This window comes from Massilia sp. BSC265 (assembly GCF_000740675.1).
GTDB lineage: Bacteria > Pseudomonadota > Gammaproteobacteria > Burkholderiales > Burkholderiaceae_D > Telluria.
The window spans coordinates 110,418-134,778 of sequence record NZ_JPXI01000025.1; the positions used below are offsets into that span (position 1 = coordinate 110,418).

At 64.2% G+C, this 24,361-nt stretch carries 30 protein-coding genes; 17 read left to right on the plus strand and 13 right to left on the minus strand.

What is annotated here, in order from left to right; translation table 11 throughout:
* Positions 1–89: 89 nt before the first annotated feature.
* Positions 90–1,016, plus strand: a complete 927-nt coding sequence (locus MA09_RS06430; RefSeq protein ID WP_036246312.1) for a LysR family transcriptional regulator — start codon at positions 90–92, stop codon at positions 1,014–1,016.
* On the opposite strand, the gene MA09_RS06435 is transcribed toward MA09_RS06430, so the two are convergent.
* Positions 986–1,903, minus strand: coding sequence for a LysR family transcriptional regulator (locus tag MA09_RS06435; protein ID WP_036246313.1), 918 nt, complete (start codon positions 1,901–1,903; stop codon positions 986–988). The two genes, MA09_RS06430 and MA09_RS06435, sit on opposite strands and share 31 nt — an antisense overlap.
* Positions 1,904–2,031: 128 nt before the next feature.
* Between MA09_RS06435 and MA09_RS06440 the strand changes: the two genes are divergently transcribed.
* On the plus strand, positions 2,032–2,904 hold the full coding sequence (locus MA09_RS06440; protein WP_036246314.1) for a pirin family protein: 873 nt from the start codon (positions 2,032–2,034) through the stop codon (positions 2,902–2,904).
* A 79-nt stretch (positions 2,905–2,983) separates the two neighbouring features.
* Here MA09_RS06440 and MA09_RS06445 read toward each other — a convergent pair whose 3' ends face one another.
* A complete protein-coding gene (locus MA09_RS06445) occupies positions 2,984–3,730 on the minus strand; it encodes an SDR family oxidoreductase (RefSeq protein WP_036246315.1) in 747 nt (248 codons plus the stop codon).
* A 118-nt stretch (positions 3,731–3,848) separates the two neighbouring features.
* Positions 3,849–4,775 (minus strand): helix-turn-helix domain-containing protein, encoded by a 927-nt coding sequence (locus MA09_RS06450; protein ID WP_036246317.1) that lies wholly within the window; start codon positions 4,773–4,775, stop codon positions 3,849–3,851.
* Between the two features lie 117 nt (positions 4,776–4,892).
* On the opposite strand from MA09_RS06450, the gene MA09_RS06455 reads away from it, so the two are divergent.
* The 3 genes from MA09_RS06455 to MA09_RS23620 are packed head-to-tail and all read left to right on the plus strand — an operon-like array spanning position 4,893 to position 6,069.
* Entirely contained in the window at positions 4,893–5,447 is a 555-nt protein-coding gene (locus MA09_RS06455) for a flavin reductase family protein (RefSeq protein WP_036246319.1), read from the plus strand.
* Positions 5,444–5,824 (plus strand): hypothetical protein, encoded by a 381-nt coding sequence (locus tag MA09_RS23615; protein ID WP_152594574.1) that lies wholly within the window; start codon positions 5,444–5,446, stop codon positions 5,822–5,824. The genes MA09_RS06455 and MA09_RS23615 overlap by 4 nt, the downstream gene beginning before the upstream one ends.
* Positions 5,782–6,069, plus strand: a complete 288-nt coding sequence (locus MA09_RS23620) for a hypothetical protein (RefSeq protein ID WP_152594575.1) — start codon at positions 5,782–5,784, stop codon at positions 6,067–6,069. Before MA09_RS23615 ends, MA09_RS23620 begins: the two co-directional genes overlap by 43 nt.
* Here the strand turns inward: MA09_RS23620 and MA09_RS06465 are convergent.
* The 3 genes from MA09_RS06465 to MA09_RS06475 form a co-directional block, all read right to left on the minus strand.
* Complete coding sequence (locus tag MA09_RS06465; protein WP_081897445.1) at positions 6,056–9,073, minus strand: sensor histidine kinase; 3,018 nt, start codon at positions 9,071–9,073, stop codon at positions 6,056–6,058. The two genes, MA09_RS23620 and MA09_RS06465, sit on opposite strands and share 14 nt — an antisense overlap.
* 174 nt (positions 9,074–9,247) lie before the next feature.
* On the minus strand, positions 9,248–10,018 hold the full coding sequence (locus tag MA09_RS06470) for an SDR family NAD(P)-dependent oxidoreductase (RefSeq protein ID WP_036246323.1): 771 nt from the start codon (positions 10,016–10,018) through the stop codon (positions 9,248–9,250).
* Between the two features lie 120 nt (positions 10,019–10,138).
* Positions 10,139–10,879 (minus strand): SDR family oxidoreductase, encoded by a 741-nt coding sequence (locus MA09_RS06475; protein WP_036246324.1) that lies wholly within the window; start codon positions 10,877–10,879, stop codon positions 10,139–10,141.
* Between the two features lie 101 nt (positions 10,880–10,980).
* On the opposite strand from MA09_RS06475, the gene MA09_RS06480 reads away from it, so the two are divergent.
* Positions 10,981–11,907: an AraC family transcriptional regulator gene (locus MA09_RS06480; protein WP_036246325.1), complete on the plus strand. Its 927-nt coding sequence runs from the start codon at positions 10,981–10,983 to the stop codon at positions 11,905–11,907.
* Here the strand turns inward: MA09_RS06480 and MA09_RS06485 are convergent.
* Positions 11,897–12,235 carry an Atu4866 domain-containing protein gene (locus tag MA09_RS06485; RefSeq protein ID WP_081897446.1) on the minus strand — a complete coding sequence of 113 codons (339 nt, stop codon included), beginning with the start codon at positions 12,233–12,235 and terminating at the stop codon, positions 11,897–11,899. The two genes, MA09_RS06480 and MA09_RS06485, sit on opposite strands and share 11 nt — an antisense overlap.
* Before the next feature lie 260 nt (positions 12,236–12,495).
* Between MA09_RS06485 and MA09_RS06490 the strand changes: the two genes are divergently transcribed.
* The gene (locus MA09_RS06490) at positions 12,496–12,921 is read left to right on the plus strand and encodes a DoxX family protein (RefSeq protein ID WP_081897447.1); all 426 of its coding nucleotides are present in this window, start codon (positions 12,496–12,498) and stop codon (positions 12,919–12,921) included.
* A gap of 286 nt (positions 12,922–13,207) precedes the next feature.
* Positions 13,208–13,963 (plus strand): SDR family NAD(P)-dependent oxidoreductase, encoded by a 756-nt coding sequence (locus MA09_RS06495; RefSeq protein ID WP_036246327.1) that lies wholly within the window; start codon positions 13,208–13,210, stop codon positions 13,961–13,963.
* A 144-nt stretch (positions 13,964–14,107) separates the two neighbouring features.
* Here the strand turns inward: MA09_RS06495 and MA09_RS06500 are convergent, their stop codons facing one another.
* Positions 14,108–14,353 carry a hypothetical protein gene (locus MA09_RS06500; RefSeq protein ID WP_036246329.1) on the minus strand — a complete coding sequence of 82 codons (246 nt, stop codon included), beginning with the start codon at positions 14,351–14,353 and terminating at the stop codon, positions 14,108–14,110.
* A 65-nt stretch (positions 14,354–14,418) separates the two neighbouring features.
* Here MA09_RS06500 and MA09_RS06505 point away from each other — a divergent pair, with 65 nt between their 5' ends.
* Entirely contained in the window at positions 14,419–14,718 is a 300-nt protein-coding gene (locus tag MA09_RS06505) for a hypothetical protein (RefSeq protein ID WP_036246330.1), read from the plus strand.
* Positions 14,719–14,759: 41 nt separating this feature from the next.
* Here MA09_RS06505 and wrbA read toward each other — a convergent pair whose 3' ends face one another.
* Complete coding sequence (gene wrbA / locus MA09_RS06510) at positions 14,760–15,359, minus strand: NAD(P)H:quinone oxidoreductase (RefSeq protein ID WP_036246331.1); 600 nt, start codon at positions 15,357–15,359, stop codon at positions 14,760–14,762.
* Between the two features lie 300 nt (positions 15,360–15,659).
* Here wrbA and MA09_RS23625 point away from each other — a divergent pair, with 300 nt between their 5' ends.
* The 4 genes from MA09_RS23625 (at position 15,660) to MA09_RS06530 (ending at position 18,746) form a co-directional block, all read left to right on the plus strand.
* Positions 15,660–16,667: an AraC family transcriptional regulator gene (locus MA09_RS23625; RefSeq protein WP_051933216.1), complete on the plus strand. Its 1,008-nt coding sequence runs from the start codon at positions 15,660–15,662 to the stop codon at positions 16,665–16,667.
* 143 nt (positions 16,668–16,810) lie between these two features.
* A complete protein-coding gene (locus tag MA09_RS06520; protein ID WP_051933217.1) occupies positions 16,811–17,455 on the plus strand; it encodes an NADPH-dependent F420 reductase in 645 nt (214 codons plus the stop codon).
* 24 nt (positions 17,456–17,479) lie between these two features.
* Positions 17,480–17,935, plus strand: a complete 456-nt coding sequence (locus tag MA09_RS06525; protein ID WP_229440576.1) for an ester cyclase — start codon at positions 17,480–17,482, stop codon at positions 17,933–17,935.
* Between the two features lie 40 nt (positions 17,936–17,975).
* Positions 17,976–18,746, plus strand: a complete 771-nt coding sequence (locus MA09_RS06530; protein WP_036246332.1) for an SDR family oxidoreductase — start codon at positions 17,976–17,978, stop codon at positions 18,744–18,746.
* Here the strand turns inward: MA09_RS06530 and MA09_RS24805 are convergent.
* A complete protein-coding gene (locus tag MA09_RS24805) occupies positions 18,743–18,892 on the minus strand; it encodes a hypothetical protein (protein WP_161783198.1) in 150 nt (49 codons plus the stop codon). The genes MA09_RS06530 and MA09_RS24805 overlap by 4 nt on opposite strands.
* A gap of 202 nt (positions 18,893–19,094) precedes the next feature.
* Between MA09_RS24805 and MA09_RS06535 the strand changes: the two genes are divergently transcribed.
* From MA09_RS06535 to MA09_RS06545, 3 genes are all read left to right on the plus strand, one after another.
* Positions 19,095–20,027, plus strand: coding sequence for a helix-turn-helix domain-containing protein (locus MA09_RS06535; RefSeq protein WP_051933218.1), 933 nt, complete (start codon positions 19,095–19,097; stop codon positions 20,025–20,027).
* Between the two features lie 7 nt (positions 20,028–20,034).
* Positions 20,035–20,505, plus strand: a complete 471-nt coding sequence (locus MA09_RS06540) for a hypothetical protein (RefSeq protein ID WP_152594576.1) — start codon at positions 20,035–20,037, stop codon at positions 20,503–20,505.
* Between the two features lie 64 nt (positions 20,506–20,569).
* Positions 20,570–21,205 (plus strand): response regulator transcription factor, encoded by a 636-nt coding sequence (locus MA09_RS06545; protein WP_036246335.1) that lies wholly within the window; start codon positions 20,570–20,572, stop codon positions 21,203–21,205.
* A gap of 72 nt (positions 21,206–21,277) precedes the next feature.
* On the opposite strand, the gene MA09_RS06550 is transcribed toward MA09_RS06545, so the two are convergent.
* A complete protein-coding gene (locus MA09_RS06550; RefSeq protein WP_051933219.1) occupies positions 21,278–22,171 on the minus strand; it encodes a hypothetical protein in 894 nt (297 codons plus the stop codon).
* A gap of 205 nt (positions 22,172–22,376) precedes the next feature.
* Here MA09_RS06550 and MA09_RS06555 point away from each other — a divergent pair, with 205 nt between their 5' ends.
* Positions 22,377–22,565 (plus strand): hypothetical protein, encoded by a 189-nt coding sequence (locus MA09_RS06555; protein ID WP_036246337.1) that lies wholly within the window; start codon positions 22,377–22,379, stop codon positions 22,563–22,565.
* A 99-nt stretch (positions 22,566–22,664) separates the two neighbouring features.
* Here the strand turns inward: MA09_RS06555 and rpsJ are convergent, their stop codons facing one another.
* On the minus strand, positions 22,665–22,982 hold the full coding sequence (gene rpsJ, locus MA09_RS06560; protein ID WP_036209000.1) for a 30S ribosomal protein S10: 318 nt from the start codon (positions 22,980–22,982) through the stop codon (positions 22,665–22,667).
* A gap of 186 nt (positions 22,983–23,168) precedes the next feature.
* Positions 23,169–24,359: an elongation factor Tu gene (gene tuf, locus MA09_RS06565; RefSeq protein WP_036245544.1), complete on the minus strand. Its 1,191-nt coding sequence runs from the start codon at positions 24,357–24,359 to the stop codon at positions 23,169–23,171.
* Positions 24,360–24,361: the final 2 nt, after the last annotated feature.

Here is a 24,361-nt window from a genome sequence, read left to right on the forward strand (position 1 = left end):
GTCGTGGATAAACCGGCAGATCGAGGCTGCACTATTCCCGATTCGGTGATAATCTGCTTCGCTCGCACGAACGACAAGGAGAAGCGTCCATGGATTACCTCACCGCGGTGCGCGCCTTCGTGCGTGTGGTCGAGAGCGGCAGCTTTGCCAGGGCAGCCGACTCGCTGCAACTGCCGCGCAACTCGGTGACCAAGCTGGTGCAGTCCCTGGAAGCCCACCTGCGCATCAAGCTGCTCAACCGCACCACGCGGCGAGTCTCGATGACGAGCGATGGCGCCGCCTACTATGAACGCATGGCGCGCCTGCTGGAAGAATGGGACGAGGTCGAGGACGAACTGGCGCGCGCGCGCAGCCATCCGCGCGGACGCCTGCGGGTGGACATGGGCACCACCATCGCGTCGCTGCTCCTGATTCCCACGCTGGCGCAGTTTCACGTGCGCTATCCCGACGTCCAGCTCGACATCGGCGCCAGCGACCGTCCGGTGGACCTGGTGGGCGAACGGGTGGACTGCGTGATCCGGGCCGGCACCGTGAGCGACCCGTCGCTGATTGCGCGCCAGCTCGGCAATCTGCCGCAGACAACCGTTGCCACGCCCGGCTATCTCGAAACGCATGGCGTGCCGGGCGACCCGAGCGATCTCGAGACCGGCCACCAGCTGATCCGCTACACCTACGCCGGCTCGACCCGGCAGCTGCCGATCGTGCTGGCCCGCGATGGGCAATCGGTCACGGTGCGAGGAAGCCACTTCGTCTCGGTCAACGACAGCGGCGCGATGCTGGCGGCGACCCTGGCGGGCCTCGGGATCATGCACGGCCCGGCCTTCATCACCGGACGCCACGTGGACAGCGGCGCGCTGGTGCAGGTGCTGGGCGACTGGCAGGCGCCCGCCGTGCCGATCTACATCGTGTACCCGGCCAACCGGCACCTGAGCGCCCGCGTGCGGGTCTTCGTCGACTGGATGCTGGAACTGTTCCGCAACAGCCCTTACACGCTGCCGCCCGGTCCCGCTTCCTGATACTGGCGCAGCTGCTGGACAAACCAGCGTCCCGCCGGGCCGGGCGGCTGCTCCTTGCGGTGGATGGCGTGCATCGCGAAGCCCGGCCCTGCGGTCGGACTGGTCTCGAGCTTGATGCGCACCAGCGCCTTGGCGTCGAGGTCGGCCTGCACCATATGCAGGGGCATGTGCCCCCAGCCGAGACCTGCGCGCAGGAAGGCATGCTTGGCGCCCAGGTCGGCCAGGCGCCAGACATTGGGGGACACCACGCCGAAGTTACGGCCCGCGGTCAGGGTCGAGCGGTCGGTCAGCACCAGTTGCACGTGCTTCTCCACCACCGAGCGCAGGATCATCCCGCGCTTGGCTGCCAGCGGGTGTCCCGGAGCCACCACGGTGACCGAGGGCACGTCGAGCAGGTATTCCGAATGGCAGTCGGGCGGCACCTCGGGGAGCGAGCCGATGACGGCGATCCGGCACTGGCCTGCCAGCAGCGGCTGGATCACGGCGCCCAGCGCTTCCACGTACAGGCGCAAGGGCGTGGTCGGAAACTGCTTCTGGAATGCCTGCACCGCCGCGGTCAGGTTAGCGATCGGGAACATCACGTCGACTGCCACCGCCAGCTCGGGCTCCAGTCCCTCGGCCAGGGTGCGTGCCCGGGCCTTGAACGCATCCATGCTCCCAACCGCGATCCTGGCGTGCTCCAGCAAAGCCTGGCCGGCATCGGTCAGGACCGGGTAGCGGCCGCTGCGATCGAACAAGGGAAAGCCAACCTGAAGCTCGAGGTTGGCCAAGGTGTGGCTGACCACCGATTGCGCACGCCGCAGCTTGCGCCCCGCGGCAGAGAAACTGCCTTCATCCACCGCCGCGACGAAGGTGCGCAGCTGGTCCATGGACATCCCGTCAAGCATCTATCTACTCCTTGGATGGTATTTATCGAATTATATAGGCTATCTGGATCGCTGCATCCTTCGTAAGATCCTTCCATACCGAACGGCCAACGAATGCCGCCACCGGCAACCCACGAAAGGATCCGACCATGAATACCGTCATCGAACGCAGCCAGGCCCCTACTTTCCAAAAAACGTCCCAACATCCCACCGAGCACCGCCCGCTCGTCTACCGCACCCAGGGCACGACCCGCGGCGGCGTCACCCGCCTGATCAGCCCGAGCGGCGCGGATGGGCTGATCAAACCCTTCGTGTTCCTCGACCTGTTCGACCTGCGCTCCAGCGGACACAAGATGGGCATGCACCCGCACTCCGGCATCGCCACCGTCACCGTCATCATGGACGGCGCGCTCGACTACCGCGAGACCACCGGCAGCGAAGGCACGCTGCCGACCGGCGGCATCGAATACATGAGCGCCGGCGGCGGCGTCTGGCACGAAGGGGGACCGGTCGAAAACGGTTCGGTGCGCGGCTTCCAGCTGTGGCTCGCCCTGCCGCCGGAAGATGAGAACGGGCCGTCGCACAGCCTGTACCTGGCGCCCGATCACGTCCAGCAGGCAGGACCGGCGCGGGTCGTCATCGGCAGCCACGAAGGCGCCGGCAGCGACATCCGGACCCGTGCGCCGATCAACTACCTGCACGTGAGCTTGAAGGATGGCGAACACTGGAGCTATACGCCGCCCGCCGGACACGACGTCGCCTGGGTAGCGGTGGCCGACGGCGCACTGGAAACGGCCGGGGCGCGCCTGGCGGCTGAACTCGGGGTGTTCCAGAAAGGCGAGAGCCGGCTCGACTTCGTGGCCCGCGGCGACACCCAGTTCGTGCTGGGCTCGTCCGCCACCCACCCGCATCCGCTGGTGACCGGCTACTACTCGGTGCATACCAGCGAGGCGGCGCTGCAAAAAGGCGAAGCGGGCATTGCCCGCCTGGGGGCCGAACTGCGCGCTGCCGGCGTGCTCTGATCCTGGCGACTGTTCAATTGAAAAAGCCGCGCGCTTCCTCACGGAGCGCGCGGTGCCGTCATTGCCCGTAAAGCAGGAATTACCAAGCCTGGTTGGTCGGCATGATGAAGAGTTCGGCGATGTCCACGTGGGCGGGTGCCTGCAGCGCATACACCACGGCATCGCCGATGTCCTCGGCCTTCAGGAAGGTCATCTGGTCTTTCAGGCCTTCCATCTGGTCGCGGTAGCCCTTGTCCGACACGTGCTCGAACAGTTCGGTTTCCACGGCGCCCGGTTGCAGGCAGGTCACGCGGATGTTGTACGGCGCGCCCACTTCCATGCGCAGGGTGTCGGAGAAGGCGGCCACGGCGTGCTTGGTGGCGCAATACACACCCAGGCCCTGCACCGTCTTGCGGCCGGCGATCGAGGAGGTGGTGATGATGTGGCCGGACTTCTTCGCCGTCAGGATCGGCAGGACCGCCGCGACGGTATTGAACACGCCCTTGATGTTGACGTCGACCATCTGGTTCCATTCGTCGGTTTTCAGGCTGGCGATGCTTGACGCCGGCATCAGGCCCGCGTTGGCGAACACGATGTCGAGCGTGCCGTAGCGGTCGACCAGCGCCGCCACGCCGCCGCACACAGCCTCCGGATTCGTCACGTCCATCTCGATGGCGAATGCCTCTCCGCCTGCGGCGCGGATCTCCTCGACCAGCGCGTCCAGACGGTCGATCCGGCGCGCGGCCACGCCGACCTTGGCACCTGCCTGTGCCAGTTTCTTGGCGGTAGCGGCGCCGATGCCGCTCGATGCGCCGGTGACAAGTGCGATTTTGCCTTTGAGTTCCATGATCAGGTCCTTTTCAAGAGTTTGAAGGCTTGGCTTCGATGTGTTGAAGCACGGGACCATGATCAAGCAGCGCAGCGCCCGGGTCTTTCGACGATTTGCCGCGCTTGTCGGAATGTTGCTACCGGGTGATGCCGAGCTCCCGCCGATACACGCTCGGCGACACCCCGACTCCCTGGCGGAATATCTGTGAAAAGTGGCTGGGGCTCTGGTAGCCGAGCGCCAGGCCGATGTCGATGATCGAGCGCTCGGTTTCGCACAGCAGGCGCCGCGCTTCTTCCAGGCGCAGGCGGGCCACGTAGCGCGACGGGGCCATGCCGGTGGCCTGCTTGAACACCCGGCTGAAATGAAAGACGCTCAGTCCGGCCATGTCGGCAAACGGCGCCAGCTCGAAGGGCTCGGCGAGGCGGCCGCGCATGGCGTCGAGGATGCGGTGCAGTTTATGGGCCGGCAGTCCTCCGCGCACGATCTTGCGGCCGTCCAGCGCCACTTCGTAGTGCTCGACCAGATGGTAAGTCAGTGCCTGCGCCATGCCCTGGATGAAGCCACTGGATGCTTGGGCGGGCGCGGAAAGCGCGGTGTAGAGCAGCTCCAGCACGCCGCACAGTAGCGGATCGCGCTCGCCCGAGACTTCGCGCAGCGCGAAGTCTCCCAGCGCACGCCCGGTCGCCGCGTGCACCACGCGTGTAAACAGCGGCAAGCCGACGTACACGTGCATGACCGTGAACGGCGCCGGCGAGGTGCTGCGCCAGCGCATCTCGACCGGTATCGGCGAGGTAGTCAGGTAAAAGTCGCCTTTGCGCACCGGCACCGCCAGCCACTCGCCGCCAGGCGGGCGCTCCTCCACCACGGCTTCGCCGGAAGCGATCCAGACCAGCAGGGGCTCGGGCACGGCCGGCACCAGGATCTCGTCCTGGACCGCATTGCGCGTGGCGATCTCGACGTAGATATCGTCGTCCGCCTGGGCGCGCCGTTCGCGCAGCATCTGTCCCGGAATGTACTCCTTCATGCCTTCGGCCGAGGTTACTTCCGTCCTCACCTCCGTCATCTCGCCTCCCTGAATCAAGAAACAGCAAACCTGCGACAGCCGGCGCAAGCGTCCGATGGACCGGCATGCGCCGGCGGCGCGAACATACGGCCAACGTTGACATCGAAAGGAACAGCCATGTTCAAGGAACTCCCTGCCAAGAAAGCCTACACCCTGCTCGAATCGGGCCCGATCGTCCTGGTCGCCACCTCCGGACCCAGGGGCCACAACGTGATGACCATGGGCTTTCACATGATGGTGCAGCACGAGCCGGCGCTGGTGGCCTGCGTGATCGGTCCCTGGGACCACAGCTACACCGCCCTGCGCGAGTCGGGCGAGTGCGTGATCTCGGTGCCGACCGTCGACCTGGCCGAACAGGTCACCCGCATCGGGAACTGCTCGGGACAGGACGTCGACAAGTTTGCCACGTTCGGTCTGCATGCGTTGCCGGCCAGCACGGTTGACGCACCCCTCATCAAGGAGTGCATCGCCAACCTCGAATGCCAGGTCGCCGATACCGCGATGGTGGAGCGCTACAACATGTTCATCCTCGAAGTGAACAAGATCTGGGTCGACCAGTCCAGGCGCGAGCGCCGCCTGATCCACCACGCCGGCGACGGCGCCTTCATCGTGGACGGCGACACCGTCGACATGCGCCGGCACATGACGAAATGGCGCTACCTGATGGATTGAGCCGGAATGCACACCCGTTTTCCCACCCCACCAATCAAGGAGACGTGCTGATCTCGCACCTGCATCCCGACCACTCGGCCGGGCTGACGCTCGACGGCAAGGCGGTGTTCGGCAAGGCCGTGGTCCACGTCCACCAGAGCGACACCCGGTTCTGGCTGGAGCCGCGCAACAAGGGGGCGGATCCCGACCATGCGCACGTGTTCGACCAGGCGGCGCGCGACCTGGCTCCCTACCAGGCCCTCGGACGGGTGCGCAGCTTCGCGGCCGACGCCGAGATCGTACCGGGCGTGCCATCGCCACGCCGGGCCATACGCCGGGACACAGCTTCTTCCGGGTGGAGAGCGAAGGCAAGGTGCGGGTGCTGTGGGGCGACCTGATCCACGCCAAGGACCTGCAGTTCCGCACGCCGAGCATCGCCATCCGCGATGACCTGGACAGCCGCGCCGCCGTGGCGCAGCGCAAGGCCGCGCTGCGCGATGCGGCCGCCAAAGGCTACTTGATGGGCGCGCCCCATATCCCCTTCCCCGGTCTCGGCCGCGTGCTGGAAAGCGGCGGCGGCTACGAATGGCTGCCGGTGAACTACAGCGAGGCCGGCACGCGCCGTCCCGCTACGGCGGACTAGAAGCGAGCTGCCCTGTCCGTTCGACCTGTTTGTACGCCAGGCGGGCGGGCACCTGCAACTCGATCGTCGTGCCCTTGGTGGCGATGATATCGAGCCGCCCACCAATACGGCATGCCCGTTCCCGCATGCCGGGGAGTCCCCAGTGCCCGTCCCTCGAACCGGCTTCCAGTACCTCTGGCGGCAGGCCATCGCCATCGTCACGCACCCGCAGAAGCAGTGTACGGCGGCCGAATTCCACAGTCAGCGTGATGGTCTGCGCATTCGCGTGCTGCACTGCGTTCCAGATCGCCTCGCGCATGATGACGCAGCATTCGTCCGCCACCGCCGTTTCCAGCGCACGAATGTTGCCTTGGACGGCAAGGGAAAAGCGCGTCGTGCTACCGGCGGTCAGTTCCAGCCCTAGACTGCCGAGTTCGTCGACCAGTACATCGCCGGCGGCCACGTTGACACGCAGGCGCGCCACCCGCATGCGCCCTTCTTCGATCACGGATTCAGCCTGCTTCAAGCCGTCGGAGAGGAAAGGCCGCACCGGGTGTTCATGGTCGACCTTGTTGATTGCCCTGCGTATCACGAGCGACAGGCTGCCCACGCCCTGGAGCAGGGTGTCGTGCAATTCACGGGCGATCCGCATGCGCTCCATTTGCTGCGACTCGAGGCGATCCGAAATGCGCCTGGTGATGACGTTCATTCGCATACGGTATGCAAGCCACAAGGCCAGGCCAAGCAGCAAGCCCAGGGTGCAACGAAACCACCAGGTCTGGTAGAACATCGGCATCACATCGAAGCGTAGTTGTGCTGGACTGGTGGCCCATACCCCGTCGTTGTTGCTGGCACTGACTTCGAAACGGTAGCTGTCCGGTGCCAGGTTCGTGTAACTCACCGAGCGGCTGGAACTTGCCGGCAACCATTCGCGGTCGACGCCGACCAGGCGGTAGCGATAGCGGTTGCGTTCCGGAATCGTCAGACTGAGCGCGGCAAACCCGATCTCGATACGCAGGGCGCCTGGCTTGACGACGATGGGTACTGCGCGGTCGACCTCGATGCCATCGATATCGACGCGGGTGATGACAACCGGTGGAGGCAGCGCATTACGAATCGCCCTTGTTGGATCGACCGTTGTGAGATGACTTCCGGTAGTGAACCATAGACGGCCATCGCTGGCTTCCAGGGCCGTGGGTAATGGCCGCGTTTGCATGGGCTTGCCTACTACGCCATCGAGATAATCCAGCACTTCGTACGTGACGCCGTAGCTCCTGTCAGCAGCCCATTTGGCCAGTTCGCCGGATGGGACGTGAATGAATCCGTCATTGCCATTCATCCACAAATCCCCATTCCTGCTTGCCACGATTCCAGATACGCCCTTGAATGCATGCGCGTTACGCCCCCTCAATTGGTGGAAGCGCCGTCCGTCGTGACCCAGTACGCCGTTAACGCCAGCCGCCCACACACGTTCCTGGTTCGCTGTGATTGCCAGGATCGGCCCCACGTTCACGCCGTCCGCGGCACCGAATTCTTGGATTTTCCCGCTGCTGACCCGGGCAAGGTTCGGCCCATATCCTGCCCAAAATGCTCCAGCGGCGTCATGTGCCATGACGTTGATTGCCCGGCTCTTCTTTCCGAACAGGGACGACTTGTTCTCCCATGCTCCCTCGAACAGCCTGAACAAGCCGTGGCCCACCAGGGATACCCACAATCCGCCGTCCGGGTCTTCGAACGCGGCCTGCGGCAATGTTCGGGTAGTGTCAACCGGCCAGCTGATACGTTTTAGCTCGGCTTTTTCCCGCATCCATAGTTCACGCCGCCCTCCCATCCACACCCTGCCCGATGGCGCGCGATACATGAGGGTCATGTGGCGCAAATTCTTGTCCACAAGTTCTGTGCCACGTCCAGCCAGATAAAGTCCGCTGCCCCAGTCGCTGACCCATACCGTTCCTTCCTCTGCAGCCGTCATCGTCAACACCACTGTTCCCTCGGGAGCAGGGATCGAGACCGGGGAGACACGGCTGTCGCGCAATCGATCGATGCCCCCACTGGTGGAAGCCCAAATGTTGCCTTCGCGATCCTGTAGAACGTTCGTGACCAGGCCGCCGCTCAGGCCGTTCTTTTCAGTGAACATCGCAATTGCGTCGTCGCCCGTACCAATGTCCTGGGTGAGCGCAGCCTTCGGTACGCGCATAAGCAGGTGATCGTTCGTTGCACACCAAAGGTTGCCATCACGATCAAAGATCGGAACTCCCGCCAAACGTGCCCGTTTGAGGTGCGGCGCCACATCCAGCTGGCGCCCGTCCGCAGGGTCAAAACGCGAGAGTCCTAGCCTGTTGGTGCTTGCCCAGATTATTCCATCCGGTGCCTCGGTAAAAAAGGTGATGCCGGCTTGATCGCTTACCCTGGTGAAGCTGGCGGATCCTTTCGCCCGCCAATACAGTCCATCGGATAGACCAACCCACACCCCTCCACGGCTGTCTGCGAACACGCCCGACAGACCGGCAGGCGGCAGCGCCGGGTCTGCAAGTTGCCATTTCTTGTTTCGAAAGACATTCAGGTAATTGCTGTTAGCCCAAATCGTGCCGTCTTTTTCTTCTGCAAAAAAGTCTAGCGACCCGCCATAAAGCCGTTGCTCGCCTTTCAGATTGGGTGGAAAGTGCGTGATCTTTCCAGAACGGAGGTAGCTGGCACCCCCGAAGCGATAACCAATCCAGAGCCCGCCGTCGGAACTTGCCAACAGGGCACTGATCCCGCTCGATAGCAGCTCGACGCGATGGGCGGATTCGACCGGCTCGAATCGTACGCCATCGAAGCGATACAGCCCCGTTTTAGTGCCCAACCAGAGGAAGCCATCCCTGGTCTGCGCCAGTGCGCTCACATCGCCTGGAGCGCCATCGGCAGCGCGCCATGCCTTGTGATGCAACTGCGACGACTTCAGACCCTCGGCGCCACAGGTCAAGCACACCAACAATAAACTCAACCAGGCCAGGTAACGCGATGCCAAGGAACGACGAGACATGATTCACCGATAGGAAGAATGAGGCCGAATGGACTAGCGATACTGTCGGGCCAAACAGTCGAGCAGACGAGCACGGCACTTTCGAGCGCTTAGTGTAGTTTATTTATGCCTGATGCAGAAAATGGGTATCTGGCAGACTTGAACTCAACTGGGACCATTGTGCCGGGTAGCGCGTTATGGTTCAAAGCCGCCGATCGTCATGCCGCCATCCACCACCAGCAGCTGGCCGTGCACGTAGCTCGATACCGGCGACGACAGCCATACCGCAGCCTCGGCGATCTCGCGCGGATGCGCCCCGCGCTTGGCCGGGATCGCCTGCTTGGCGAGCGAAGCGAAGGCCGGGTTCTGGGCGCTGTTGGCGACCACCATCGGGGTTTCGGTCCAGCCGGGTGCGATGGCATTCACGCGGATGCCGCGCGCGGCGTTTTCCATCGCCGCTACCCGGGTCAAGCCCTGCACCCCGTGTTTCGAGGCGGCATAGGCGCTCATGCCGCCGGGGCCGGTGACTGCCGCCACCGAGGCCGTGTTGACGATGGTGCCGCCCTGGCGCAGCAGCAGCGGAATCTGGTATTTCATCCCGAGGAAGACGCTGCGCAGGTTGACGCCGATGACGCGGTCGAAGTCGTCGGCGGGGTAGTCCTCGATGCGATGGGTGCCGCCGGTGATGCCGGCATTGTTGAAGGCCGCATCGAGCCGGCCGGCTTCGCGGTCGATGCGCACCAGCAGGGCGGCGATCTCGCCCTCCTGCGCCACGTTGACGGTGGCGGTATGCAGCTGCGCTCCTGCCTCCCGCGCCAGGCCGCGCGTTTCGTCCAGGCCCTGCGGGTTCAGGTCCGCCGCATACACCAGCGCGCCGCGGGCGGCGAACAGCAGCGCCGCCTCGCGTCCGATTCCCGAGCCAGCGCCGGTGACGAGTACTACCTTGTCCTTGAAATCGTTCTGCATGATTTGTTCCTTTGGTTGACAGGACCATCGTAGACATTCCCGTCCCGGCGATAAAGACGCAAAAGCGGCCGGCAGTATTCCCGTTTCGGGGATAATGCCGGCCGTCCTTGCGTCAGGGTCTCAGTAGGGGCTGGCGGTCGGGCGCACGATGATTTCGCTGACGTCGACCTCGGCCGGCTGCTCGATGGCGAAGGCGATGGCACGCGCCACCGCATCCGGCTTGATGGCGATCTTGCGGAAGGAGCGCATCTCTTCGCGGCCAGCGGGGTCGGAAATCGATTCGGCCAGTTCCGACTCGACCACGCCCGGCGACACCACGGTGACGCGGATGTCGCCGCCGACTTCCTGGCGCAAGCCCTCGGAGATGGCGGCCACGGCGAACTTGGTGGCGCAGTACACGGCGGCCGTCGGGCTGACGGTATAAGCGCCGATCGACGCCATGTTGATCACCTGGCCACTGCCCTGGCGCTGCATCACCGGCAGCGCGGCGGCGATCCCATGCAGCACGCCGCGCACGTTCACGTCGATCATCTGGTTCCACTCGTTCACCTTAAGCGCTTCCAGCTTCGACAGCGGCATCACGCCGGCATTGTTGATGATGACGTCGACGCGGCCGTGCAGGCGCAGGGCGAGGTCGACGAATTCCTGCATGCTGTCCAGGCTCGTCACGTCCAGGCGGGCCACCGCGGCCGAGCCGCCCTCGGCCACGATGCGGCTGGCCAGCGCGTCGAGACGATCGGTGCGGCGCGCGCCCAGGACCAGGCGCATGCCGCGCGCCGCCAGGTGCAGCGCGGTGGCTTCGCCGATGCCGCTGCTGGCGCCGGTGATGAGGACGACTTTTTGTTCGGTGCTTGCGTTCATGGTGCTTCTCCTGTGTGGGTTGTCGATGGGAGAAGTATGGTCCGGCTGCGCTGCGTGGAAAATATCGGATATTATTGGCGGATTGCCTGATCCTACAAATCATGAGCGATCCACGCCAACAACGTATCGTCGGCCTGCTCGAGGCGCTTGCGCCGTGCGAGGGCTATACCCTGTCTGTCCTCGATGGTGTCCGGTTCATGCGTGCCAATGCCCCGATCGCGCGGGTACCGGTGCTGTACGAACCTTCCATCGTGATCGTGTGCCAGGGCCGCAAACGCGGTTTCCTGGATGACGCCGTCTATGTCTACGACCCGCAGCATTACCTGGTGCTGTCGGTGCCCCTGCCCTTCGAATCGGATACTCTGGCCAGCCGCGAGGAGCCCATGCTGGCGGTGGCGATTTCGATCGACCTCAAACTCGCAGCCGAACTGGTGCTCGCGCTCGACGCACGGCACCGGCAGCAGCCGTCGGCTGCCGCGGGAATCTGTTCGACGCCCTTGAACGACGAGATGAGCGATGCGCTATTGCGCCTGTTGACGGCCTTGAGTTCACGCGACGAGGCGCTGATCCTCGGCCCGGGCATCGTGCGCGAGCTGCTGTACCGGGTGCTGACCGGCCCGCAGGGAGCGGCGGTGCATGCGGCCCTGAACCAGCAGAGCCATTTCGGCCGGATCGGCAAGGCGCTGCGGCGCATCCACGCCAGCTACGACCGTCCGGTGGACGTGGCCACGCTGGCCCGGGACGCCGGCATGAGCGTGGCGGCCTTCCACGCGCACTTCAAGGCAGTGACGCGCTCCACGCCGATCCAGTACCTGAAAACGACACGCCTGCACAAGGCGCGCCTCTTGATGGTGCAGGACGGAGTGAGCGCGGCCACCGCCTCGCACCTGGTGGGCTACGAGAGCAGCTCGCAGTTCAGCCGCGAGTTCAAGCGCTTCTTCGGGCGCACCCCCGCCACCGAGGCGGCGGTGATGAAGAACGCGCTGATCCAGCTGCCGGCGCAGCCCACGGCCTACGTCACCGTCTAGTCGCCGGCGGGGCGGATTCACGGTACAGCACCATCCCGGCGTGGTACAGCACGCCGTTGCGGAAATCCCCGTCCGCCGTGAAGCCGGTGTCGTCCAGGTATTCGATATGGTCTCCCTTGATCCAATAGCGCCCCTGGTAGGCACTGCGGCGCTTGCCGCGTGCCTCGTCATAGCGCCCGTTCGGCAGCAGCTCGTGCCGGATGTAGCCGTCGGCCGTGACCCACATGCCGACGTAGGGATGGGGTGTGCTGGCCTGACGGGTATCGCTGGCGGTGGCGATGGCGGTTGCCGTCGCGGTGGCGATGGCGGCTGCGATTGCGGTACGCATGATGGGCTCCTCCGTTGAACATTGAAGGCTTCATCGTAGCCAGGGCGTTGGCGGCGGCCAATGCCCTTTCCTGTCCATTGATTGCCTGATCCTCTCGCGCGGCAGGGCGCCACGCCGGCAACGTTCGCGAACACCTATCTAGTATTTCGATGCCAATCATCGATTTATATAGGCTTCCGCGATGGGTCGGGCAGGCCTAAGATTCTTTCCATGCCGCCGACTGACGGCCCACTCAAACAACCCCGATGAAAGGAACTACCATGAAAACCGCAACCGACAACACCAACAACCTCTTTGCCGCCGCCGGCCGCCTCCTGCTGGCAACCATCTTCATCTTCAGCGCACTCGGCAAGCTTGCCGCACCCGCCGCCACGATCGGCTACATCGAGTCCGTCGGTCTGCCCTTCGCCACCCTCGGCTTCGCCATCGCCGTGGCGGTCGAACTCGGCGGCGGCCTGATGCTGGTGTTCGGTGTGAAGACGCGCTGGGTAGCTGCGGCGCTGGCGGCCTTCTCGATCGTCACCGGCCTGGCCTTCCACAATGCGCTGGGCGACCAGAACCAGCTGATCCACCTGCTGAAGAACTTCGCGATGGCCGGCGGCCTGCTCCAAGTGGCGGCTTTCGGAGCCGGCGCCTTCAGTATCGATGCGCGCATCAGCCGCCCGGCGATCCGCCAGGCAGCCTGAGCTCCATCTGCCAGCAAGGCCGTGCATGCCGCGAGGCTGCACGGCCTTGCCGCGTTAACCGCCGTGCGACGGCGCGCTTCGCCGACAGGGCTGGGCGGTCTATCGAACGATGACGCTCTTCACTGCTTTATTGGAACAGCAAAATCACGACAGTCAGAGCAAGCACCCATGCGACAACCCGATTTCCGAGAGCCAGAATGCGCTCCATGACGGGTCGGATTTCATTGCCATTCAGAGCACCGATCCCGCTTGAAGACCTACATTCATTTGCTACAAGGAGGTTGTGATGAGTACTGCAAACATCAATGAAGTTGAAGGTAAGTCCGTCATCGTGACTGGCGCGGCCAGCGGCATTGGTCGGGCTATTGTGGAGCTGTTTCATGCGCGAGGGGCATCCGTTATCGCAGAGGACATCGATCCAGCGGTCAACGAGTTGGCACGCAAAGGGGTTATTCCTGTCGTCGCCGACGTCACGCAAGATGGAACCGCCGAGCATGCGGTGACTCTGGCGATCGAGCACTTTGGCAAGCTCGATGTCCTCGTTAATAACGCCGGACGAATCGTGTACAAGAATCTGGTTGATATGAGCCGGGATGACTGGAACTGGCAAATGGAGACAAATGTCACCGGGGCATTCCTGCATTCGCGCGAAGCGATGAAGGCGATGATGAAGCAACGATCTGGCGCGATCGTCAACATTGCTTCTTACGCTTCCTATTTTGCCTTTCCCGGCATTGCAGCCTATACGGCGTCCAAGGGTGCGCTGGCTCAGCTGACGCGAACGCAAGCACTCGAGGCAATCGAACATGGTATCCGCGTCAACGCAATTGGCGTGGGAGACGTCGTCACCAACCTGCTGAATCATTTCCGTGCGGATGGGCGGGAATTTCTTGCCGAGCATGGAAAGTCAGCCCCAATCGGTCGCGCTGCCGCGCCGGAAGAGATCGCCGAAATTGCCGCGTTCCTCGCGTCGGATCGAGCAAGCTTCATTGTCGGCTCGATCGTGATGGCCGATGGCGGCATGAGCGTCCAAATCAGCTAAGAGCTCCGCTAATTCTTGGCGCTAACCAAACAGACTGACTAGCGGACACTAACACGGCCGTGCATGTCCCCGACAGCACGGCCTTTCTGCGTTTACAGCCGCCTTGCTGCTGCATCCTGGTCTTGCACCGCCATTCGAATCACATCATACAGCTTCCGGCACCGTGGCAATGGTCCCCGGCTCGCGCAGCAGGGAGGGCAGCACGGCGAAGCGGGTACTGGCGAACATCACCTTGCGACGTTTTCCCTGTGCGGCAAGCCAGGCGTCGGCCGGGCCTTCGAAGGCGTTGCGGTAGGTGGCGATCAGGTGGGTGCGCGCCAGGTAGGCTTCCAGCGAAAGCTTGTGGGCGCTGAGCACGCCCGCCGGCGCGAACACGCTTTTGAACGGCATCCGACGCAGGACGTGGTGTCGGCACCAGGACGGTAGCTCGCCGGCGCCCGGGTACACGCCAGGGCATGCGTTCTACGAAGTCGAGAGCGGGGCAAAAGCTGGTCCTGTGGGGAGACCTCATCCACGGCAAGGATGCGCAGTTCCATGCGCCCGGCATTGCAATCGGTTTCGATGTGGACGAAGCGGCGGCGGTCGAGCAGCGCAAGGCGGCCATGGCCGACGCGGCATCGAAGGGCTATCTGGTGGGAGCGGCGCACATCAGCTTCCCCGGCATCGGCAGGGTTGCCGTGCGCGGGGGATCGTATGACTGGCTGCCGGTGAACTACAGCGAGGGAGCGCTGCGCAGGGCGGGCGCGAAGCGTTGAATGCACCTTGCCGGCCATGGCCGGCAAGGCTGCACGCAGAATCAGCCGAACAGCTTGTTGGCGGTGCGGGCCACCAGTTCGCCCTGGTGGCGGGCGCCTGCCAGGTCGATCTCGCTCGGCTGGCGCTGGCCCTGGCCGCCGGCGATGGTGCTGGCGCCGTACGGGCTGCCGCCGACGATTTCGTCGATCGCCATCTGGCCGCCATGGCTGTACGGCAGGCCGACGATGACCATCCCGAAGTGCATCAGGTTGGTGATCACCGAGAACAGGGTCTGTTCCTGGCCGCCGTGCTGGGTGGCGGTCGAGGTGAAGGCGGCGCCGACCTTGCCGTTCAGGGCGCCGCGCGCCCACAGGCCGCCGGTCTGGTCGAGGAAGGCCGCCATCTGCGAGGGCATGCGGCCGTAGCGGGTCGGGGCGCCGATGATGATCGCATCGTACTGCTCCAGTTCCGCCACGGCGGCGACGGGCGCATCCTGGTTGGTCTTGAAATGGGCCGAGGCCGCGATTTCCTGCGGCACGGTTTCGGGCACCCGCTTGACGTCGACGCTGGCGCCTGCGGCGCGTGCGCCTTCGGCGACGGCATAGGCCATCTGCTCGATGTGGCCATAGGACGAGTAATACAGGACGAGGACTTTGGACATGACTTCTCCGGAATAAAGAGATTCGAACTACATAAAAAAACACCGTCCATCGCCCAGCGTCGGACCGGCACCATTGCAACAACGAAACGAGTATGGGTGGCGATTGTTTCAGGGAAAAGACCGAATTGTCTTTATCTCTTGCCTATTCGTATAAGTTTTTGCTGACGCCTGGGCGGGCCCGGCATGTGCCGGCGTTGCAATGCAAAAAATAGCAATCGCCTGACAGGTCCAGCAAGGCCGTGACAGACAACAGCGCGCGAGCCGGCCACCATGAAGCATTCACCAGCACCGGATCGCCCTATGACAGCCCTGCGCCGCCCCGACGAACCGACAGCCGCCTCCTACGGCGCGCGGATCGCCCAGCTCGTGGCGGCGCTCGACCCGGCAGGCCTGCCCGCGCAGCCTCTCCTCGACGGCGTCGGTCTCTTTGAAGCCGCGTCCTGGAACGCCCGGGCAGTCTGCGGTGCGGCATGCATCGTCATCCTGTGCGGCCAGGCCAGGGGCACCCGTCATGTCGACAGTGCGTCCGCAGTCTTCCAGCCGTGCTATCGCGTGCAGACCGCCCTGGCGCCGCTCGAGCCCTTGGCTTGGAAGCCGGAAACCGGCCCGGCGGCCTGCCTGTCGGTGCAGCTCGACCTCCAGGTCGTGGCCGAACTGATTCTCGCCCTCGATGACGCGCATCCAGGTCCGCCCCCTGCAAGCAGCATGCAGGCCTGGCTCCCGCTTGACGACCACATGGCCGACGCCGTGCTGCGCCTGCTCCAGGTGCTGTCGTGCGCGTTTGACGCCCGAGTACTGGGGCCCGGCATCGCGCGCGAGCTCCTCTACCGGGTGCTCACCGGCCCGCAGGGCGCGTCAGTGCGTGCAGCCCTCGGCCACCAGGGCAGCATGCGCAGGATCGGAAAAGCCCTGCGCCGCATCCGCGAAGCATATGCCGACGCCGTCGACGTTGCCGCGCTGGCGAATGAAGCGGGAATGAGCATTGCCGCCTTCCATGCGCACTTCAAGGCGCTCACCCACACCACCCCAATCCAGTTCCTCAAAACCACGCGCCTGAAGCAGGCCCGGCTGCTCATGATGCGGGACGGTGTGAGCGCGGCCCACGCTTCGCAGCTGGTCGGCTACGAAAGCAACTCGCAGTTCAGCCGCGAGTTCAAGCGCCTGTTCGGCCGTACGCCGACACAGGAAGCGCACCGCATGAAAGCCGCGCTCTGCCCGGGCGAGACGGAGCAAGCGTCGCATGCCGTCCAGCCCACTCCCTACAAGGACTTTTCTTTTCCTGCCCAGCCGCGGCCATGGCTGTCGTGATTATCACGCCAGCAGGAATAGTGCCGCACACAAAAGCGGATTTATCACCAAAGCCGGCACACCTACACTGACTTCATCAGGCGTTCACAACGACACGCTCGACGAGGCGGCACCGAGTGCCATCACTATCAAAGGAGAAGAACATGTCCAGCACCACCATCGGCAACAGCGTCAGTAACAACATCAACACCGGCACCGTCGGCATCATCGGCGCCGGCGCCATCGGCCAGGCCATGGCCAAGCGCCTCGTCGCGGCCGGCATCGACGTCATTCTCAGCAACAGCCGTGCCCCCGAGACGCTCGCTCCGGTCGTCGATGCGCTCGGCCCGCGCAGCCGCGCCGGCACCCGCCAGGAAGCCGCCAGCGCCGACATCGTGTTCGTGAGCGTGAACTGGTCGCGCCTCGAAGAAGCCCTCGACGGGATCGACTGGAACGGCCGCATCCTGATCGACGCCAACAACCCGGTGCTGCTGCCCGGCTACCGCCTGGCCGAACTCGGCGGACGCAACTCGAGCCAGGTGCTGACGGATCTCGTGCCGGGCGCGCGCGTCGTCAAGGGCTTCAATACCCTGCTCGCCTCGGTACTGGCGAGCGAACCGCAACAGGCGGGCGGGCGCCGCGTCGTCTTCCTGTCGGGGGACGACCGCGAGGCGAAAAGCGTGGTCGCCGGCCTGGCCGACCGCCTCGATTTCGCCACCATCGACCTGGGCAGCCTGGAAGTCGGCGGCACCCTGCAGCAATTTCCCGGCGGCCCGCTGCCGGCCGTGAACCTCGTCAAACTGGGCTGAGCCCGCAACCTGAAGGAGAACACCATGAACACCATGCTTGACACCCGCGCCATCGCTGAAACCGCCAAGGCCATCGTCCGCAGGAACACCGAGGAAGTCCAGGGCGGCGGCGACTTCGCCCTGTTCGACCGCCTGTTCGCCGACGATTTCGTCGACCACACGCCGCAGCCCGGCGGCACGCCCGACAAGGCCGGCGCCCGCCTGCTGTACGGCGCGCTGCGCCAGGCCTTCCCCGACTTCCACGCCGTGATCCACTGGCAGGCGGCCGAGGGCGACCGCGTCACCACCTACAAGACCTACCACGGCACCCACCAAGGCGCCCTGTTCGGCGTGGCGCCGATCGGCCGCAAGGTGCAGTTCGACACGGTCGACGTGATGCGCGTGCAGGACGGCCGCATCACCGAACACTGGGGCGTGGCCCACCTGTATTCGCTGCTGCAGCAGGTCGGCGTGCTGCCCGCCATGCTGCCGGCCGCCTGAATCACCTTCGACCTTACAACACTGACTGAAAGAGGACACCATGAGCACCCTGCTGAACGACAAAGTCGTCATCGTCACCGGCGCCGCCAGCGGCATCGGCCGCGCCATCGCCATCTCCGCCGCCCAGCATGGGGCGCGCGCCGTGCTGGTCTCGGACATCGCCGAGATCCCACGCGAAGGCGGCACCCCCACCACCCATGAAATCGAGGCGCTGGGCGTCGCCACCCGCTTCGTGAAGGCGGACGTCAGCAAGAAGGCCGACGTGGACGCCCTGATCGAGGCGGCCGCGCCCTTCGGCGGCGTCGACGTGATGGTCGCCAATGCCGGCATCACGGCGCGTGACGACGGCGCCGACGTCAGCGAAGAAAGCTACCGGCGCCTGATGGCGGTGAACCTGGACGGCACCCTGTTCTCGGCGCAGGCCGCGGCGCGCCAGATGAAGTCGAACGGCAAGGAAGGCAGCATCATCCTGATGGCGAGCATGGGCGGCCTGGTCGGCGCCGGAATGACGGTGGCCTACTCGACCAGCAAGGGCGGTGTCGTCCTGATGGCCAAGGCGCTGGCCGATGCGCTGGGACCGGATGGCATTCGCGTCAATGCCGTGGCGCCGGGCACCATCGACACCCACCTGCTGCGCACCAGTCCGGGCATCGCGGAAGCGGCCGAGGGCTTCCGCCAGCGCACGCCGCTGCGCCGCCTGGGCAAGCCCTCCGAGATCGGCGACGCGGTGGTATGGCTCGGCTCGGACATGTCGAGCTACGTGACCGGTATCGCGCTGGTGGTCGACGGCGGCCTGCTGTCGGTGATCTAAGCGCCGGCGCCGGCCACCCGGTCGCGGTAGGCGCTCGGGGCCACGCCGGCCAACTGGCGGAAGACCACGCTGCTTGCGCAACTGCGCAGCGACAGCCCCAACTGGCTCGCCGGGTTGGCGCTGCTGTTTTTGGCGGGTGTGCTCATCGAAATGTGTCCGTCGAAAACTAAACAATAGCGCTTTATAAGCGCTTTGGCGATTTGGAAAACCGGTTTCGGAAGTAGAAACCGCGGCACAGCCCGTTGAACATACCCCGAAAGAGTTATGGGTGCTACACCCTGACGAGATCGACTCCGGTATGCCCTGCCAGCAAAATAGCTCTACTGCTATTCTGACAGATTGATTACGATGAGCTTCAACTCGCCCCAGGATGCAAAGCTTCAGCACGACTCCCTGGTCGCGGCTGCGCTTCCAAGCAATGGCGGTATTGTCGACGTGCTCGACCCATGCCGTCTCACGGCAGGTGCCAAGGTCTGGAGTGGGTCAGGGCCCTTACTCCTCTGGATTGCACACGGCGCCGTCAGCCTCGAACGCCGATTGGAGCGCGGCGGCTGGGAGCCATTACCCTTGGGCGATGGTGATTTTTATCTATCCACCTCGGAATCGCTGCAGCTGCGGCGGACTCACCAGTGCCGATCGGATTTCGAAGGCATCCGCTTGCACATCGGCAGGCATGTACTGAGCCGCTGCGCCAAGGACGGCGGCAGTGCCGTCGTGGCATCGCAAGGACTTGAGCTAAGGGGTAACGCAGACCCTACTCTACGCGCGCTTCTCGAGCTGCTCTGCCCGCCGCGCAGCCGGACTACGTCGCTGTCCACGCCTTTCGTCGACGGTGTCGCACAAGCCGTGCTCGCGCAACTTGCCTGCTATCCCGCCAGTGCGCCGAGCGAGCCCGAATGCCATCACCATGGATTGGCCCCCTATAAATTTCGCCTCGTCTCGCGGGCCATGCGCGAAAGGCTGACCGAGCCCTTCGACCTCGAGCACCTGGCCGGACTCGCCGGATTAAGCACCTTTCACTTCAGCCGCGCTTTCAAGAAAGCGAGTGGCGTGGCGCCATCCCGTTACTTCCAGCGCCTGCGCATTGAACAGGCCAAGCGCATGCTGTCCGGCGACGACCAATCCATCATCGACATCGCCATGGCGGTGGGCTTTCGGAGTCCCAGTCATTTCTCGCAAGTGTTCCGGGAAGTGGCAGGGATTTCGCCGAGCGAGTATCGCAACCGCTTCGCCTCCATGCAGGATGTACCGACCAGTATTCCGCGACATGCACGCACATGAGAGGCAGATGAAAACGACACCGATCCCCTTCCAATCTTCCGGCCATGCGACGAACAGTGCACGCCCGGCTGTCGCGCCTGCCCGCGACCCCGACGAGAGAATCGGAATCGTGCGAATACTCCTTCGTTTGCCCCATTGCGGCATGACTGCCGTCGTGTCCGAATTCACGGATGCCGATCGGGCGCTGGTCGCGTGGAAGCAGGCAAGGCGCCTGTCGGACAGCTGCGACTTCTCAATCCTGTTCACGGATGGCGCCGCGATTCGCGGCAGTTTCGGCGTGTCGGAAAAGGCAAAAAACCTGCTGTCCTTGCCGCGCATCGTGCGTATGGCACTGGGCATCTGTCCGCTCGCGCGCGGTTATGTTGCCAGTTGCGTCCTGGTCGACAAAAGCGGCGGCCCACTCAGCCATGCGCAACTGGACGAGTACGCGTTGAAACAGCATGTGCCGCCAGTGAAGCCCGCTCAATGCCCTTCATGATACGCTGCTGCAATCCGTGCAAGAGGCGTTCCTGTGCCGAACGTCCCGATAAGCGTGCCCGATTATGAAACCCATCTCCGTTCTGATCGTCGACGATCACCCCTTGTTTCGCCATGGCGTGGCCGGCATCGTTTCTGACGCGCCGGACATGCTGGTCGCGGGTGCGGTGTCGAACGGCCGCCAGGCAGTCGAGCTTTATCGCAGTACGCCCGTGGACATCGTCATCATGGACATGCAGATGCCGGAACTGGACGGAATCGAGGCGACTGCCATCCTGCAGCGCGATCACCCTCTCGTACGCGTCATCGTGCTGACCACCTTCGATGGCGATATCCATGCGCGACGGGCACTGAAGGCCGGCGCATCGGGTTACATGCTCAAGAGCGCGGTCGGCGACGAGCTGGTCGACGTCATCAGGGCTGTTCACGCCGGCAAGATCTATATCGCCCCGTCGGTGGCGGTTTCGATCAGCAGCAACCTGCAAGCAAGCGCCGTGACCGAACGTGAAGCACAGGTGCTCGAACTGGCGTCAACCGGCAAGACCAACCGGCTGATCGGCGCGCAGCTCTCCATATCCGAGGAGACCGTCAAGATGCACATGAAGAGCGTGCTGGCAAAACTCGGCGCCAGAGACAGGACCCATGCTGTGGTCATGGCGCTGGAACGCGGCATCATCGAGCTGCGCCGGCGCTTGCGCTAAGGCGGTAGTGTCGCGGCACACCCGCTGCAGCGACGGTTATGGATCCTGCGTTATGGATCCTGCGGCGGCGCGTCATCCGCCCTGCCCGACGCTGCTGGCAAGCAGTTCCGGACGGTCGAGGTAGAGCAGCACGTAGCGCGGCGCGCCGCGGCGCACCTGCCAATGCAGCAAGGTCACGCCGGCCTCCGGCTTGATGACCAGCACGCAATTGGGTTTGTCGAAGGGCGTCACCGTGATCGTGTCGGCAGCGTGGATGCCATGGCGCCGGCGCCAGCGGTCGAGTGTTTCGGTCACGGCATCGACACGCTCGATGGCCGACAGCGGGATGCTGCCCTGGGTACGCACGCCGACGCGCAGGTGCAACACATCGTCCGCCAGCACATGGCAGCCTTCCGCCACATGCCAGCGATCACCCAGCACCCATGCCAGCGTGTACAAGGCCCCGATGCCGCCGACCACACGGATGAGCAGGCGGGTGTCCGGATCCTCGATGAACAGGTGCATGATGCCAAAGTCGAGCGGCAATTCGAGGAACACTGCGAACATTGCGTATCCGATCGCGGTCCCGTAGGCGCCGCGCTGCAGGTAAGTCAGCGCCGTTCCTTCCGGCCGCGGTAGCGGGGCGTGGCGGCGCAACCATTGCAGGCAGCCGGCCCACATCAGGCGATCGAGCCGGGCCATGCCGATCAGTTCCGGCGGCAGCAGCGCAAGGATGCGGCGATGCCACCCGGTGGCGCTGCGCAGGCGCTGCAGCGCGTCGGGCAGGTGTGCGAGGTCTTTGGCGGCCAACAGGACCAGTGGCACGGCCAGGGCCAGCTTGCGTAGTGCGGGCCCGATCGCTTCCGGCGCCGCCAGCCGCACCAGCACCAGGCTGAAGAAGCCAAGGTAGGCGTAGACAGCAAGCTGCGACCAGGACGTGCGGCGCAGCGTGAACGCTGCGGATTGGAAGCTGTGTGCGACGAGCATGTGTGTTTCGCTTTGTTGAATCGCGACGATTACAACACGCGGGAACTTGCCCGGACAATTTGCCTCGCATAAACCGCTGCCTGCCCTCGGGATAACGACACTCGAGGAAGTTCCGCCACCGGCGGCGATCCTCTTCTTGCGCTTGCGGCAGCACAAGGTGTGTACCAAAAGCGCACTCGACAATGGGCTTTTGCACGGAGGCCTTATGTCGAGCTTCGATCACCTGCCGGACGATGCAACGCGCCTCAGCACCGCGAGCCTGCGCTCGCATCTCACGGGTCATCCGACGCTGGTCGGCTGGATCGGCCGCTACGCGCTGCTGGTGCTGCTGCTCGGCGGCGGCGCCGTCTTCTTCAGCCTGCTCGCCCCGGTGCTGGCCGCCCTGCTCGGCTGATCCGCTTCCGCGGCGCGCGCAAATGACAAGGGCCGGGAGTCCTTGCGAACTCCCGGCCCTTGCTACCGCAGCGGATTGATCCGCTTGCGATGGATGCGATTACTGCAGCTTGATTTCGACGTCGACGCCAGCCGGCAGGTCCAGCTTCATCAGTGCGTCCACGGTCTTGTCGGTCGGATCAACGATGTCCATCAGACGCTGGTGGGTGCGGATTTCGAACTGGTCGCGCGAGGTCTTGTTGACGTGCGGCGAACGCAGGATGTCGAAACGCTGGATGCGGGTCGGCAGCGGGACCGGGCCCTTGACCACTGCGCCGGTGCGCTTGGCGGTGTCGACGATTTCCAGAGCGGACTGGTCGATCAGCTTGTAGTCGAACGCTTTCAGGCGGATGCGGATTTTCTGGTTCGGAGCGGACATGCTATTTCCTTTAAAAGAACGTTCCGGCGGGTAGCCGGCAATGTGTAAAAGGTACTTCGGTACTGCTCAAGAGGCGGGAGTATATCACCGTTCCCTCTCATAAAGATGGGGACAGACCAAAAAGTCTGTCCCCATCCGTTGTGCCGGCGGGACACACGCCCCGCCGGCGGATCTCGCTAACCGAAATTAGGCGATGATCTTGGCAACCACGCCGGCGCCGACGGTACGGCCGCCTTCGCGGATTGCGAAGCGCAGACCTTCTTCCATCGCGATCGGAGCGATCAGCTTGACGGTGATCGACACGTTGTCGCCTGGCATGACCATTTCTTTGTCGGCCGGCAGCACGATCGAACCGGTCACGTCAGTCGTACGGAAGTAGAACTGCGGACGGTAGTTGTTGAAGAACGGGGTGTGACGGCCGCCTTCGTCTTTCGACAGGACGTACACTTCGCCGGTGAAGTCGGTGTGCGGCTTGATCGAGCCCGGCTTGGCCAGGACCTGGCCACGCTGGACGTCTTCACGCTTGGTACCGCGCAGCAGCAGGCCGACGTTGTCGCCAGCTTGACCCTGGTCCAGCAGCTTGCGGAACATTTCCACGCCGGTGCAGGTGGTCTTGACGGTGTCGACGATACCGACGATTTCGATTTCTTCGCCGACCTTGATGATGCCGCGCTCGACACGACCGGTCACCACGGTACCGCGGCCCGAGATAGAGAACACGTCTTCCACCGGCATCAGGAAGGCGCCGTCAACGGCACGTTCCGGGGTCGGGATGTAGCTGTCCAGAGCGTCGGCCAGGGCCATGATCGCATCTTCGCCCAGCTCGCCAGCCTGGCCTTCCAGCGCCATACGTGCCGAACCCTTGATGATCGGCAGGTCGTCGCCCGGGAACTCGTACTTCGACAGGAGCTCGCGCACTTCCATTTCGACCAGTTCCAGCAGTTCTGCGTCGTCGACCAGGTCGCACTTGTTCAGGAACACGATGATGTACGGAACGCCAACCTGACGCGCCAGCAGGATGTGCTCGCGGGTCTGCGGCATCGGGCCGTCGGCGGCCGAGCACACCAGGATCGCGCCGTCCATCTGCGCCGCACCGGTAATCATGTTCTTGATGTAGTCGGCGTGGCCCGGGCAGTCAACGTGGGCGTAGTGACGGTTTGCGGTTTCGTACTCGACGTGCGCGGTGTTGATGGTGATGCCGCGTGCCTTTTCTTCCGGAGCCGCGTCGATCTGGTCGTAGGCCTTGGCTTCGCCGCCGAACTTCTTCGACAGAACGGTTGCGATTGCAGCCGTCAGGGTGGTTTTGCCGTGGTCAACGTGACCGATGGTGCCGACGTTGACGTGCGGCTTGGTCCGTTCGAATTTTTCCTTTGCCATTT